We start from the raw sequence: 13581 nt of genomic DNA on the forward strand, positions 1-13581 counted from the left end.
AAATTGTTATGGTATCCATTTAATATTTTTAAAATCAGGTTTCCTTTTTTCAAGAAATGCATTTCTTCCTTCTTTTGCCTCTTCTGTCATATATGCTAGTCGCGTAGCTTCTCCTGCAAACACCTGCTGCCCTACCATCCCGTCATCAGTAAGGTTCATTGCAAATTTTAACATCTTAATCGATGTAGGAGATTTTTCTAAAATTTCTTGCCCCCATTGGTATGCTGTATCCTCTAATTCTTCATGCGGTATAACAGCATTTACCATTCCCATTTCATAAGCTTGTTGTGCAGAATAATTTCTACCTAAAAAAAAGATTTCACGTGCTTTTTTTTGCCCAACCATTTTTGCTAAGTAAGCAGAACCATACCCTCCATCAAAACTTGTTACATCTGCATCCGTTTGTTTAAAAATAGCATGTTCTTTACTAGCTAATGTAAGGTCACAAACTACATGTAGACTATGCCCTCCTCCTACTGCCCATCCTGGCACTACTGCAATTACTACTTTTGGCATAAATCGAATAAGCCTCTGTACTTCTAAAATATTTAACCTATGCATTCCATCCTCTCCCACATACCCTTGATGTCCTCTTGCTTTTTGATCTCCACCGCTACAAAAACTATATACACCATCTTTTGTAGAAGGTCCTTCTGCCGAAAGTAAAACAACTCCTACCGATGTATCTTCTTGTACATTATAAAAAGCATCATAAAGTTCACTAGTTGTTTTAGGCCTAAAAGCATTACGTACATTTGGTCTATTAAAAGCTATACGAGCAACCCCGTTAGATTTTTTATACGTAATATCTTCATATTCTTTTACAGTTTTCCAGTCTATTGAACTCATTATATATTTTTATTTATACTTTCAAAAATACTACAATATATTATATCAAGCTAAAAGAATTAAAGCATTATTTAACTCTAATTATCTTTTGAAAATATATTTTTCTTTTAAAACAAGTCGATAAAGATGATTCCTAAATCAAAGAATCAAACAATACAACCAGCTCTTTTAAATTTATAAATACACAGCCAGACTACTAATTTCATTGTTTTTTTTATGTTTTTAAGTTGGCTTAGTACTTATTTAGTAAAAAATAGATATTTTCTGCTCTTACTCAAGTTTGGTTCTAAAAAGAAAACAATCAAAAACAATAGTACTTGTTTTATAATTATATCTTTTGTATTTTATCTATATCATTATTTAGTTACCACAAGGCTATATAATTTAACACTTCTTTTTTTATGGTTTTAAGGATTTGTCATGAAATGATAATATATTTACCGTTATGAAAGCTTTTTTGATAGCAATTATAGCAAGTATAGGTTTTGCATCTTATGGTCAGGAGAACAGTCTAAACTCTGTAGCCATAGAGTGGGAAGAATTAAGCGCACCTTTATCTATAGAAAAAAATGAATCTGAGATACATAAATATGAATTGCTAGAAGTTAATTTAAGTGTAGATTTAAGACGGCAATCTCTTAGAAAAAATTATACTATGTTTATAGATACGCCAAAATATAAAGATGTTTCTTCCGTATATAAAATTAAACCTTCTACTTCTAAATCTTCTGGATTTACTATTTCTGGTAATGGTTCTAATCTAAATACCAATACTGGTCGTTTAAAAAATACTGCTTATAAAGATGCAGGGATATACCTTCATAATTATAGCAACCCATATACCAGACATAGACGTAATCATGGTACCAGTATGTTTATTTATTAAAAAAAAATAACTTATTCAATAAGTCGTATTCCATCTTCTTCAATAGCAATCTTTCTTGCTTTATAAAGAGTTCCTATAGCTTTTTTGAAACTTTTTTTACTTAACTGAAAAACTTCTTTAATATCCTCTGGATCTGATTTATCATTTAAATTGATAAAGCCTCCACTTGCTTCTAATTCTTTTAAAATCTGTTCTGCATTAGGTTCAATACCTCTAAACCCATGTTGTTGTAAAGTAAGATCTATTTTACCATCTGGTCTTACTTTTTTTACATATCCTTTAATTTGGTCTCCTGGAGTTATTTTTTGAAAAATTTCATCCCCATATACTAAACCTAAGTGTTTTTGATTTACTATCATATTCCATCCTTGTGGAGAAGGATGTGAAGCCATAAGATCAACTTCATCATACGGAGACAATAAAACTAATGAATTATCTAAAAAAGCATTTGTTTTACTAGAAGCTACTAACCTATTAGTTTCTTCATCCAGATATACGTATACAAGATACCAGCTGCCAGCTCTCATTTTTGAGGCTTGTTCTTTAAAAGGAACAAAAAGATCTTTTTCCAGCCCCCAATCTAAAAAAGCACCTATATCAGATACATTTGTACACTTAAGGTATGCAAAGGATTTTACAGTTGCATATGGTTCTAATGTAGTAGCCACAATACGTTCTGCACTGTCTAAATACACAAAAACCTTCAGTTCATCTCTAATTTTAAATTGTTCCGGAACATATTTATTGGGTAATAAAACTTCATCCCCATCATCATCACAAAGGTAAATCCCCTGATCTCTTTCTCTTACAATTTCTAAAGTATTATATACACCAAGTTTCAGCATTACATTTTATTTTGCGCAAAGATACTTTTTTATCATTATAGCATCGATGATTTTAAACAAAAAAGGTGTTCTTAAAAGAACACCTTTTTTAACTTTTATATATTAGACACTACTATTTGTTATATACAGACTCTTTTCCAAAATGTTTTGCCAAAAGATAGTAAACAACCGCTCTGTATTTATTTCGGTTAGATTTTCCATATTTTTCGATAACTGCAGTTATAGCTTCATCTAGTTTTGGTCCATCAGAAAGCCCTAATTTTTTAATAAGAAAATTTTGTTTTACTGTGTTCAATTCTTTTTCATCGCTACCAGATACTGTAGAAGAGTCACTATTATAAATAGAAGGACCACAACCAATAGTTACTTTGGTTAGTAGATCCATATCTGGTGTTTCACCAATTTTATCTTTAATGTCTGCTGCATATTTTGCGATCAATTCGTCTCTTTTACTCATAGGATGATAGTGTTTTTAGGTTTCTAGTTATTTTTAAAAATTGTATTTCAAATATAGATTAATTATAAATGAATATTTTATCCTAAAAGTATATTAAAACCCCATTATTAGATAAAATACTTAAAATAATCGATTAAAGTATTATCATTTTCTTTTCTTGGCGTAAAAATCTCTAATAATTGAGGGGTGCTATCATTTTTATAGATTTTTTGAATTTCTGCATTAACTTCTTCTAAATTATGAGCAGTGTGATAATCAAAGCCAAACATTTTGCTTAAATGTATAGCTGTAAGATTATGAGTTGTCTCAAAATATGTACTAAAGTTCAAACTTTCTTCTTTACCAGGTAGAATTCTAAAAATCCCCCCCCCTTCATTATTAATAACTATAATTTTAAAATCAGATGGAATATACGAATTCCATAACCCATTACTATCATAAAAGAAACTTAAATCTCCTGTTAATAAGGTTGTAGAACCTCCTGATGCCAATGCAGCTCCTATAGCAGTAGAAGTACTACCATCAATACCACTTGTTCCTCTATTACAAAACATTTTAAGAGATGGTTTTAAGGTAAATAGTTGTGCATAACGAACTGTAGAGCTGTTACTTAATTGTATCATTTGTTTATCTGGAATTTCTTTAAAAATAGCTTCGTACGCTTTTAGATCTGTAAAAGAAATTTTTTTTAAATATTCTTCATGTTTTATTCTTCTTTGATTTCTAACAAAAAGCCAAAAGGATTTATAGGGACTTTCTTTAATTTTTTTATCTTTAAAAAATCTAGAAAAAAATACGTTAGGTTCTAATTTTATATGCTCGGTTAGGCAAAAATAAGTATCATATGCCTTTTTTAAATTAATATGCCAATGTGATTTTGGTTGGTACTGTCTTAAAAAACTTTTAATCCGTTTAGATACAACCATCCCACCTATAGTTAGCAAAATATCTGGTTGTAACTCCTTAAACTCTTTATCTTTTAAAGTTGAAATTAATTGATCAATACAATTAATGTGAGAATGATGATGGATGTTTGATGTAGTTTCTGTTAACACTAAAACCGATGGATCATTAGCAAAATATTCTATCCATTCTTGATCTATAGAATCTGGAGAGTTTACACCAATCAATATCATTTTACGCTTTGCTTGGCTCCACTCTAGAAGCATTTCGACCTCTAATTCTTTAGAAAATTGATGACAAGGTGTTTCTACGGGGATATTTTTAGGAGTAATTGTAGGAAACTCTATTTTATCGTATAATGGTTCATAAAAAGGAACATTAATATGCACTGGTCCTTTTTGTTCTATTACCATATTAAGAGCTAGATTGATTTCTCTCTCATTATGCTTCTGAGCCTCTCGTTGTTTTTGGTTTACCCTAGGGTCGTTAATTTTGGTTTCTGCAACTATTTCTGAATATAGGTTAGCAGAATATAAAATATGATTTTCGAATACATTTTTTTGACGAATCGTCTGTCCATCTCCAATATCAATTCTTTCTACTGGTCGATCTGCACTTAAAACCACTAATGGAATATCGCTATAAAACGCTTCTGAAATTGCTGGATAATAATTAAGTAAAGCACTTCCAGAAGTACATACTAAAGCAACTGGTTTTTGAATTTGCTGTGCTATACCTAATGCAAAAAATGCTGCGCATCTTTCATCTACAATACTGTAACACTGCATCTTTGGGTGCTCACTGAAACCAATGATCAAAGGTGCATTACGTGATCCTGGTGAGATAACAATATTTGTAATTCCTTTAGCTTCACACAAAGCAACTATAGATTGCGCCAAAGGAATTTTTGAATATAATCTTTTTTTCATTCAAACATTTTAATTATAATATCAAACTAGTTGATTCAATTTTTTAGATCCCTTAAAACAAAACTTTTTTCATCGTTTCTGTTTTCTTAACGGTTTCTTCCCATTCTTTTTGTGGATCAGAATCTTTAGTAACCCCCCCACCTATATAAAGCACCGCTTTTTCTTTTTTAAACTCCATACAACGTAAGTTTACAAATATATTGGATTGTATAACACTATCTAAATCCATATTAACCTCCCCTAAAAAACCAGTATAATATTTACGATCATATGATTCATTATTTAAGATATAAAATTTTGATTGATTTTTTGGTAAACCACAAACAGCTGGAGTTGGGTGTAGAATTTTAATTACATCCCTTACTCCATGATTTTTTATATCTAAATAGCCTCTAATATCTGTACGTAAATGTAAAAGTGTTCCTGCTCTATAAGTATATGTTTCAGAGACTTTTAAATCTTTAATGAAAAAAGATAACTCTTTGACTAAAAAAGAAGTAACCATACTTTGTTCTACTAATTCTTTATCCTTCCAATTTACATTCATTGTACCTCTGTATGGTTGAGTACCTGCAAGAGCCATTGTAAAAAAATTAGTTTTTTTAACAGAAATTAGAGTCTCTGGAGTTGCCCCTAGCCAGGTTCCAATTTCTGGATGATACCATAAATAAACAAAAGCGTTTGAGTATTTTTTAATTAAACGTTGAAATACCTTCACAGCACTAAGTGAATCTGATTTAAAAACTTCTTCTTTGCGAGATAGTACTACTTTTTTAAAACTGCCAGATTTTATCGTTTTAATGCCATCTTCAACGAGTAAAATATGTTTTTCTCTAGCTTCCTTATCTTCTTCAGCATTACTTTTTATTACAGAAGTTTGTAAATTACGTTCTAACTCTTGTTCAGGAATAACAACACTATAATACTCACTTTTTTTTGTAGGAATAATTATAGTTTTATGATTATTACTAAAAGGAGCAAAAACAAAACCAGAAGTTAAAAAACCTTGGGACTCATGTACCATATTATCTTGTTGAAGCAATGCTTGTAATACATTAGACCCTGCTTTTCTATATATAACAAATGGTAACTGTTGTTCTGTATGATTTTTAATTTTAGCATAAATATCCTCTATGCCCATATTATTTAGTTTTTGGAAGGGCTATAGTTGTAAGTTTTACTACAGATACAAGGTTGTGTTCCTCGTCCCTAATTTTTATATCCCATAACTGCGTAGTGCGCCCATTATGTATAATTTCTGCTTTTGCATATACATTTCCTTCTTTTACACTTTTTACATGATTAGCAGAAATCTCAATACCTCGAATATAAAAATCTTTTGCGTTTAAAAACATAAAAGAAGCTGCACTGCCTACGCTTTCTGCAAGAGCAACCATTGCCCCTCCATGTAACACCCCATCTGGCTGATGTACTTTTGAGGTAACAGGCATCTTAGCCACTAAATAATCTTTACCTACTTCACAAAAAGAAATGTCTAAAGTTTCCATCAAAGTATTTTTACACATCTTAGTACACTGTTCCAGTATTTCTTCTTGAGTCAAATTCATAAGTCATAGTATTTAAAGCAAAAATATAGAATGCGTATCAATAATTCTAAATTATACTATTGGTAATTTTGTAAATGTGCAGTTAATAAATTATTACCTTTTTATTTTTATTCTATAAGAGAAAATTAAATCTATTAGTCATTTCAATTTTTTGTTTAAAAAAATCGAAATATATTGTGGCCATTATCGATGATTGGTTTCATCTTAATTAAATATTATCATAATCCTTATGCATATTAACGAAAAAGAAGTCTCTTACAGTACAATCAATTCCTACTCTACTTTAAATAATTTAACCCCTAACACTAAAACTGTTTGGTTAGTTTTTCATGGTATTGGATATTTAAGTAGATATTTTATTCGATTATTTGATAGTTTTAATAAAGAAGAAAATTTTTTTATTGCTCCACAGGCACCCTCCAAATTTTATAAAGGTGAAAACTACAGAAGTGTTGGTTCTAGTTGGCTTACTAAAGAGAATACTAAAACAGAAACTAAGAATGTACTACAATATGTAGATGCTATTATGACTGAAGAGAATATCCCTGAACACACCAAACTGGTTGTACTAGGGTATTCGCAAGGGGTGAGTATTGCTAGTAGATGGGTTGCTAGTAGAAAGATACATTGTGATGCTTTGGTTATGGTTTCTGGTGGTTTTCCTAAAGAATTACAAAAAGAAAATTTTAGTTTTTTAACAACTAAAACAAAGATTGTACATATACTGGGAGAGAAAGATCCTTATTTTGAAATTGAAAAAGTAGAAGCAGAAAAAATACGGGTACAACAAATTTTACCTCAAATTGAATTTAGGACACATTCTGGAGGACATGAATTAGATCCCAAAACATTACATGAATTGTTTTAGGATCTGTTTGTTTTGTATTATCTCTTCAACTCTTCTATAGCAGATCGGCTATGTACAGTATCATAAATTATAGTTAGTTTTTTAATTTTATTATCCGAATTTAAACTTATAATATCTACTACTTTAAAAGTTACTTTTTTTCCGTCTTTTAACTCCCAATTAAAATCAAAAAGTAATGAAATCCTATTCGTATTTTTTTCAAAAAATAAACCATCAAACTTTAAATCAGATGCGTTAGTGTCTTCTGCTAAAACTTTATAAAAATCTTTGGCTTGCATTATTCCATATAACGGCGATTCTACAATCCCATCTTCTGCAAATAAACTAACTACTTTATCCACTTCATTTTTTTCTAAAAAAGCAAGGTAGTTATGAGCCACTTCTTCTTTTGTAATATTCATGAATACCTCTCTTTAATAACTTCTAAATGATGTTTTTGATGACCTGCTAAGATGTAACCTGCCGCTCTAGCACTCATAGGGCTACCACTAGCCTCTCCTATTCTTGTTAGCATTTCATCTGTAAAACTATTAAATAAAGAAATCGAGCAGTTTCTAACAGCATTAAAATCTGTTATTAAATCTTTTTGACTAAGATTATTTGCATTAGAGTTAGGCACATAATCATCTTGTTCAAACCCCATAATTGGTGTTTTGTCATTTCTAGCAAAACGCAATGCTCGATATGCAAAAATACGTTCTGTATCTATTATATGTTGAAACACTTCGGCTATAGTCCATTTTCCCTCTGCATAAGCATGAATAAATTTTTCTTGAGGAATAGATTGTATAAAATCCACAAATTCTTTTTGACTATTTTTTAATCCTTCTACAATATTTGGATATTCTGCTTTAGAGATATAGGTTGCGTAATATGAATTATATTCTCCTTCTTTTAATTGAGATAACATAGATTTAAAATAAGAAATGAGGTGGAATTTAACAATTCCGCCTCATTTCTAATAATATTAACAGCACTTTATTAAAAATTTATGCTGAATTACGACTGGCATTAATGTTTCCAAATAAAGATCTGGTAACCATTTTTTCATAGATTTCGAGATCTTTAGGGTTCACTTCGTTAGCTTTATGCAAATCTTGTATTTTTTTCAATGCATATTGCTGTATTGTAAGTAATGGCAATACGATATTCTCTCTCATAGCGATAGATGCTTTTCCTGCAGGTTCATTTTGCATTAGTTCTGAATACCCTGTTAACTTAAGGAGTAATCTTTTGGTTAGCAGATATTCATCATGAATAATATCCCAAAAAGCTCCATATTCTTTATCTTCTTTCATATAGGCTGTGAGTTCAAAAAATGACTTGGTAAGACTCATCATACTGTTTGCTATCAAAGTTCTAAAAAATGGAGAGTCTTTATACAAGGAGATCACCTTATCAAACATATTTTTATCCTCAAAGCTTTTTAATGCTGTTCCAACACCATAAAACCCTGGCACATTTTGTTTTAACTGGCTCCAACTTCCAACAAACGGTATAGCTCTTAAATCTCCAAAATCTAAACTTGTACCTGTACTTCTTTTAGATGGACGACTACCTATATTTGCTTTTCCATAATATTTTAAGGTACTCATATTCTCTAAATATGGTAGAAATTTAGGATGATTCTTAAAATCCACATACGTTTGGTAACTTATATCTGCAAGCTCTTGCATAGTCTGTTTATTTTCTACAGAAAACAGATTTCCTTCGTTACTAGTAAGTTCATTTTCTACCCCTGCGCCCAAAAGTTGCTCTAAATTATATTGGCAAGAATCTAATGTTCCAAAATTAGAACTAATTGTTTGTCCTTGAATAGTTAATTGAATCTCTTCATCTTCAATGGTTGGACCAAGCGAAGCATAAAACTGATTTGTATTTCCTCCTCCTCTTGCTGGCGGACCCCCTCTACCGTCAAAAAATATTACTTTTATATCATATTTTCTAGAAACCTCGGTTAAAGCTTCTTTTGCTTTAAAAATCCCCCAGTTTGCCATTAGATATCCTCCATCCTTTGTTCCATCAGAAAAACCAAGCATTATGGTTTGTTTCATGCCGCGACGTTTTAAGTGCTCTATATATACAGGATTGTTATATAAAGACTCCATAACCTGATGAGAAACCTGTAAATCTGGTACTGTCTCAAATAAAGGAATCACATCTATTGTCGGTAATTTCCAATCACAGAGCCTAATCATTGCAAAGGTTTCCATTATATTAAGCTCGCTACCATTGTTACTAATTATATAACGATTAGCAGCTTTTTCTCCGTTATTTTTTTGTATCGTTTTAATAGCATATATAGACTCTAAAGTTGCTCTGGTTATATCTTCATCAAAAATAGAAGGATCTAATTTGCCTGTTGTTTTAGAAAGTATTTCTATTTGTTTTTTTTCGGAAAGAGTCTCATAGTCTTTAGGAAAAATCCCTAAATCTAACGTACTAGTTTTTTTTACAATATCCTTAAGTACTTTGTGATGAATTCTAGAATCCTGACGGATATCAAGTATTCCAAAATGAAATCCAAAAATTTTCACTTTATTAATCAAATCTTGTAAATCTTCAAGGAATAAAGATTGATGTTCTGCAATTAGTTCCTCTCGTATCTCTAGCAAACCATTCATTAATGTTTCTATAGATAATGGCTCTGCGGTTTTTGCATAATAGAAATTATCATAAAGAGCATTTTCTAAAACCATTATCTTATCCTGTAAATTACCAAAGGTTATTCTACGTTTTAACTCCCGTATATCTCTATAGTAATTTAACAATATTGTTTTACGCAAACGTTTAGCTACTTTTAATGTAGTTTCTGTAGTAACAAAAGGGTTTCCATCTCTGTCTCCACCTGGCCAAAACCCAATATTAATTAATTCATTTTCAAGATCTTCTCCATCAAATACATTTTGTTGAATATAGCTATAAATGTTTCCTGCAACATGATAAAAAACATTTTCTAAATACCATATTAAGCTAACGGCCTCATCATAAGGTGTAGGCTTTTCTTTTTTAAAGAAAGCAGTTTTACCTAATTGAGAAAGCAGTTTTTTTATTCTTGAAGAATCATTATTTCGTATAGAAGCATCTAGATCATGAATAATACCTAAAACTGTGCCTGGATAAAACTGTGTAGGGTGTGCAGTTAAAGTTGGGCGAATTTTAAATCGCCTTAAATACTCTTTAAGCTCGTTTAGTTGCCCTTTAGCTTGCGCCTCTTCCTTAATACTTCTTAAAGTACCACGACCATCCATATTATTAACAATAGGAAATGCAGCATCTTCAATAGCGTCAAACAATACTACCTGTCGCTCTATATATTGAATAAACCTAAATAATAAATCATGTCTTTCTTTAAGCCCAGGGTTATCTTGATAACGTGAAAAAAAATCTTCTACGATTTCTGTAGGGTTTTTATGATTGTCATATCCTTTTTCACAAGCTTCTTTAAAGAGTGGTAATAAAACTCCTGTATTGCTAATAGAATCAAAAGGTAATGTTATAAATATACTATTGTATATCTGGTACTTTGCAAGAACATTTTCATTAAAACGTTCGATTTTTGGTTTTCTAGCCATTTTGTGTGGTGGTATGTTGATTTTTGGTTAATGATTTCTTTTTTACAATAAAAAAACCCTCTAAGAGATTTCTTAAAGGGTTGTTGTCATATTAAAAGTATATCCCTTTATAATTCTTGAAAGATAGAATGCATTAAACGTTTTTTATCATTAATACTTTCTTCTAACGAAATCATAGTTTCTGTTCGATAAACTCCATCAATATCATCTAACTTAAAGATTATTTCCTTAGCATGATTAGTGTCTTTGGCTCTTACTTTACAAAAAATATTAAATTTTCCTGTAGTAATATGAGCAACTGTAACGTATGGTATTTCGTTGATCCTTTGTAAAACAAATTTTGTTTGCGAAGTATTCTGAAGATAAATACCTACATATGCTATAAATGAGTAGCCTAATTTTCTGTAATCTAATGTTAATGAAGATCCTTCAATAATACCTGCTTCTTCCATTTTTTTTACTCGTACATGTACCGTACCCGCAGAAATCAACAATTTTTTTGCGATATCTGTAAAAGGTGTACGGGTATTTTCAATTAACATATCTAGAATTTGATGATCAACTTCGTCTAATTTAAACTTTGCCATAGTATTTTTATTATTTTTCCCGATTATTTACATTGCAAATTTAGCAGAAAAATACAGTATCTGCACGTTTTATTTCAACTTTTTACTGGTTCTATTAAGAATAATTCAGAGTTTAGGTAAAATTTTAACAACTCGGCCTCTGGAAGTATCTCTACTGTAACGTTTTCGTTACGTATCTCTCTTTTTTCGCCCTGTATTTCTCTATGTCCATGAAAATTCTGTAACATATCAACTTTAACAATTTTTGGAATGAATTTAACTTCATTTTCTATTAATTTTTCACTGTATTGAATAGCTATATCTACATTTTTATCTTTTAGAATAACATTTCTTATTATAATATCATAAAAACATTTTCCGTTTTCTGGTATCAAAAAATAGTCTTCATAATTTTTTCCAGTAATTTTGGTGGTAGCTATATACTCTATTGCTGTAACTAAGGAATAAAAAATAAATTCTCGGGTTTTCTCCCTCTTATAGTCATCTGGAAAATGTCCTGCTTCAAATAATATAGTTGGAATCTCTATATTTGAGAGAGTATCTCCTACACAGTTTAAGTTAAAACCATCATCATATCTTCCTACCATATTAGGAATACATTTTTGAAGTGTAGAATTCATTTTGCCTATAATATCCATAGCTACTTTACGACTTTGCGTTATAGAACGCTCCATATCGCTTGCTGGAGATAAAAAAGATACTGTTGCAGAGTAATTAGATTGTCCTGCACTAAAAATAGTACGTTGTCCATGCAGGTTAAAAGCAAAATCAGGTTGTATACGCTCTACTAAATCACTAAAAATAATACTTTCTTTTTGTGTTTTTTGTTGTGCATCTCTATTAAGATCTACTTGATTATAATTTAGCCTTGTATATGCTTTTGCTCCATCTGGATTTAAAATAGGTATTATATATATGGTACATTCTTTAAAAATCTCTTTACCAAAACTATTAGAGCTATCGGTAAGTAAATTTAAAAGGTCAAAAAGAGACTTTGTAGTTGTACTTTCATTACCATGCATTTGGGACCAAAACAAAAGTTTATTAGATCCTTTTCCTAATTTAATTAGATGAATAGGAGCGTTATTCTCAGATAAACCTATTTCTTTTATTTCTAATTTTTGAGATAATTTTTCTAGAAGAGGTAAAATGTTTTCTAAAGTAATATATCTACCATTTAATGAATCTTCTTTGTATAAAGTAAAATAATCTTGTAAGCTTTTAATATCCATATCCTATAATAAAATAACGAAATTACTACAGTTTACTGAGGTATCATAATAAATATATTTATTATTTACACTTGTGAATACATTCAAAGTTTACAAGTGTAAAATACCTTTCTTTACATTTGTAAACAATCAAAATAATACTTTTTGTTTATAGATGTAAACAAACAAAGTTCTTCTATTTTTAATAATAGTTAGATTATTAACATTTAATTAATTTAAGTAATTAAATAACTACTAAAGACTGTTAATTAGCTATTTAAAGATCTTTACTTAATCAACTTATTTAATATTATGGTTTGCTTTTTTACATTTGTAAACAGCTAGTTTAAACTATTTTGTTTACCTTTGTAACATGTGTTACATTAAATTTAGTTTACAATGGTAAACGAGAAAGACTTCGGAAAAAGGATCCAAAAAATAATGGATTATTATGCTGTATCAGCATCCTCTTTTGCAGATTATATGGGAGTAGGTCGTTCTTCTATTTCACATATATTAAGTGGCCGAAATAAGCCTAGTTTAGATTTTGTAATGAAGATAACGGAAGCTTATACTGATGTAGATTTAAAATGGCTTTTGTATGGAGAAGGAACATTTCCAAAATCAGAAGTTCCTAATATAGAAGAAAAGAAAAATCTAACCGAAGCTCCACCTGTTTACAATGTTAAACACTCTTCTACTTTAAATCCTAAACAGGATTTATTTTCAGAATCAGCTCCTGAAAACGAAAGTATAGATAAACCCATTTCTGCAGAAGAAAAAAAGACTATCGCTATCTCTTCAGATTCTAAAATAGATCGTATTGTTATTTTTTATGAAGATGGTACATTTAGTTCTTATCAAATGAAAAAAACTTAACAACTTTTCCTCTTCTAACTATTA

At 30.0% G+C, this 13581-nt stretch carries 14 protein-coding genes; 3 read left to right on the forward strand and 11 right to left on the reverse strand.

Features of this window, described 5'->3' with window-relative positions; genetic code table 11:
- Positions 1-6: 6 nt before the first annotated feature.
- Entirely contained in the window at positions 7-849 is an 843-nt protein-coding gene (locus H527_RS0112060; protein ID WP_027412951.1) for a 1,4-dihydroxy-2-naphthoyl-CoA synthase, read from the reverse strand.
- A 445-nt stretch (positions 850-1294) separates the two neighbouring features.
- Here H527_RS0112060 and H527_RS0112065 point away from each other — a divergent pair, with 445 nt between their 5' ends.
- Positions 1295-1735, forward strand: coding sequence for a hypothetical protein (locus H527_RS0112065; protein ID WP_027412952.1), 441 nt, complete (start codon positions 1295-1297; stop codon positions 1733-1735).
- A gap of 11 nt (positions 1736-1746) precedes the next feature.
- On the opposite strand, the gene H527_RS0112070 is transcribed toward H527_RS0112065, so the two are convergent.
- From H527_RS0112070 to H527_RS0112090, 5 genes are all read right to left on the reverse strand, one after another.
- A complete protein-coding gene (locus H527_RS0112070) occupies positions 1747-2580 on the reverse strand; it encodes a CvfB family protein (protein ID WP_027412953.1) in 834 nt (277 codons plus the stop codon).
- A 112-nt stretch (positions 2581-2692) separates the two neighbouring features.
- Positions 2693-3037 carry a DUF2853 family protein gene (locus H527_RS0112075; protein ID WP_027412954.1) on the reverse strand — a complete coding sequence of 115 codons (345 nt, stop codon included), beginning with the start codon at positions 3035-3037 and terminating at the stop codon, positions 2693-2695.
- A 107-nt stretch (positions 3038-3144) separates the two neighbouring features.
- On the reverse strand, positions 3145-4869 hold the full coding sequence (gene menD / locus H527_RS0112080) for a 2-succinyl-5-enolpyruvyl-6-hydroxy-3-cyclohexene-1-carboxylic-acid synthase (RefSeq protein ID WP_027412955.1): 1725 nt from the start codon (positions 4867-4869) through the stop codon (positions 3145-3147).
- Between the two features lie 52 nt (positions 4870-4921).
- Positions 4922-6010 (reverse strand): isochorismate synthase, encoded by a 1089-nt coding sequence (locus H527_RS0112085; RefSeq protein WP_027412956.1) that lies wholly within the window; start codon positions 6008-6010, stop codon positions 4922-4924.
- A 1-nt stretch (position 6011) separates the two neighbouring features.
- A complete protein-coding gene (locus H527_RS0112090) occupies positions 6012-6437 on the reverse strand; it encodes a PaaI family thioesterase (protein ID WP_027412957.1) in 426 nt (141 codons plus the stop codon).
- Between the two features lie 229 nt (positions 6438-6666).
- Between H527_RS0112090 and H527_RS0112095 the strand changes: the two genes are divergently transcribed.
- Positions 6667-7305 (forward strand): alpha/beta hydrolase, encoded by a 639-nt coding sequence (locus tag H527_RS0112095; protein ID WP_027412958.1) that lies wholly within the window; start codon positions 6667-6669, stop codon positions 7303-7305.
- A 17-nt stretch (positions 7306-7322) separates the two neighbouring features.
- Here H527_RS0112095 and H527_RS0112100 read toward each other — a convergent pair whose 3' ends face one another.
- The 5 genes from H527_RS0112100 to H527_RS0112120 all read right to left on the reverse strand — a co-directional run bounded on the left by H527_RS0112100 (position 7323) and on the right by H527_RS0112120 (position 12699).
- The gene (locus H527_RS0112100) at positions 7323-7706 is read right to left on the reverse strand and encodes a nuclear transport factor 2 family protein (protein ID WP_035088075.1); all 384 of its coding nucleotides are present in this window, start codon (positions 7704-7706) and stop codon (positions 7323-7325) included.
- Complete coding sequence (locus tag H527_RS0112105) at positions 7703-8215, reverse strand: DinB family protein (RefSeq protein WP_027412960.1); 513 nt, start codon at positions 8213-8215, stop codon at positions 7703-7705. Before H527_RS0112105 ends, H527_RS0112100 begins: the two co-directional genes overlap by 4 nt.
- Before the next feature lie 79 nt (positions 8216-8294).
- Positions 8295-10880, reverse strand: coding sequence for a phosphoenolpyruvate carboxylase (locus H527_RS0112110; RefSeq protein WP_027412961.1), 2586 nt, complete (start codon positions 10878-10880; stop codon positions 8295-8297).
- A gap of 107 nt (positions 10881-10987) precedes the next feature.
- Positions 10988-11467: an Lrp/AsnC family transcriptional regulator gene (locus tag H527_RS0112115; protein WP_027412962.1), complete on the reverse strand. Its 480-nt coding sequence runs from the start codon at positions 11465-11467 to the stop codon at positions 10988-10990.
- Positions 11468-11541: 74 nt separating this feature from the next.
- Positions 11542-12699: a M14 family zinc carboxypeptidase gene (locus H527_RS0112120; protein WP_027412963.1), complete on the reverse strand. Its 1158-nt coding sequence runs from the start codon at positions 12697-12699 to the stop codon at positions 11542-11544.
- A 378-nt stretch (positions 12700-13077) separates the two neighbouring features.
- On the opposite strand from H527_RS0112120, the gene H527_RS0112125 reads away from it, so the two are divergent.
- Entirely contained in the window at positions 13078-13557 is a 480-nt protein-coding gene (locus tag H527_RS0112125; RefSeq protein ID WP_027412964.1) for a helix-turn-helix domain-containing protein, read from the forward strand.
- The last annotated feature ends 24 nt before the right edge of the window (positions 13558-13581 follow it).

The organism is Aquimarina muelleri DSM 19832 (assembly GCF_000430665.1).
Lineage (GTDB): Bacteria > Bacteroidota > Bacteroidia > Flavobacteriales > Flavobacteriaceae > Aquimarina > Aquimarina muelleri.

What these genes read in the sequence shown, in the direction of transcription:
- H527_RS0112060 (WP_027412951.1), bottom strand. Translation starts at nt 849, where the DNA reads ATGAGTTCAATAGACTGGAAAACTGTAAAAGAATATGAAGATATTACG.
- H527_RS0112065 (WP_027412952.1), top strand. Translation starts at nt 1,295, where the DNA reads ATGAAAGCTTTTTTGATAGCAATTATAGCAAGTATAGGTTTTGCATCT.
- H527_RS0112070 (WP_027412953.1), bottom strand. Translation starts at nt 2,580, where the DNA reads ATGCTGAAACTTGGTGTATATAATACTTTAGAAATTGTAAGAGAAAGA.
- H527_RS0112075 (WP_027412954.1), bottom strand. Translation starts at nt 3,037, where the DNA reads ATGAGTAAAAGAGACGAATTGATCGCAAAATATGCAGCAGACATTAAA.
- menD (WP_027412955.1), bottom strand. Translation starts at nt 4,869, where the DNA reads ATGAAAAAAAGATTATATTCAAAAATTCCTTTGGCGCAATCTATAGTT.
- H527_RS0112085 (WP_027412956.1), bottom strand. Translation starts at nt 6,010, where the DNA reads ATGGGCATAGAGGATATTTATGCTAAAATTAAAAATCATACAGAACAA.
- H527_RS0112090 (WP_027412957.1), bottom strand. Translation starts at nt 6,437, where the DNA reads ATGAATTTGACTCAAGAAGAAATACTGGAACAGTGTACTAAGATGTGT.
- H527_RS0112095 (WP_027412958.1), top strand. Translation starts at nt 6,667, where the DNA reads ATGCATATTAACGAAAAAGAAGTCTCTTACAGTACAATCAATTCCTAC.
- H527_RS0112100 (WP_035088075.1), bottom strand. Translation starts at nt 7,706, where the DNA reads ATGAATATTACAAAAGAAGAAGTGGCTCATAACTACCTTGCTTTTTTA.
- H527_RS0112105 (WP_027412960.1), bottom strand. Translation starts at nt 8,215, where the DNA reads ATGTTATCTCAATTAAAAGAAGGAGAATATAATTCATATTACGCAACC.
- H527_RS0112110 (WP_027412961.1), bottom strand. Translation starts at nt 10,880, where the DNA reads ATGGCTAGAAAACCAAAAATCGAACGTTTTAATGAAAATGTTCTTGCA.
- H527_RS0112115 (WP_027412962.1), bottom strand. Translation starts at nt 11,467, where the DNA reads ATGGCAAAGTTTAAATTAGACGAAGTTGATCATCAAATTCTAGATATG.
- H527_RS0112120 (WP_027412963.1), bottom strand. Translation starts at nt 12,699, where the DNA reads ATGGATATTAAAAGCTTACAAGATTATTTTACTTTATACAAAGAAGAT.
- H527_RS0112125 (WP_027412964.1), top strand. Translation starts at nt 13,078, where the DNA reads ATGGTAAACGAGAAAGACTTCGGAAAAAGGATCCAAAAAATAATGGAT.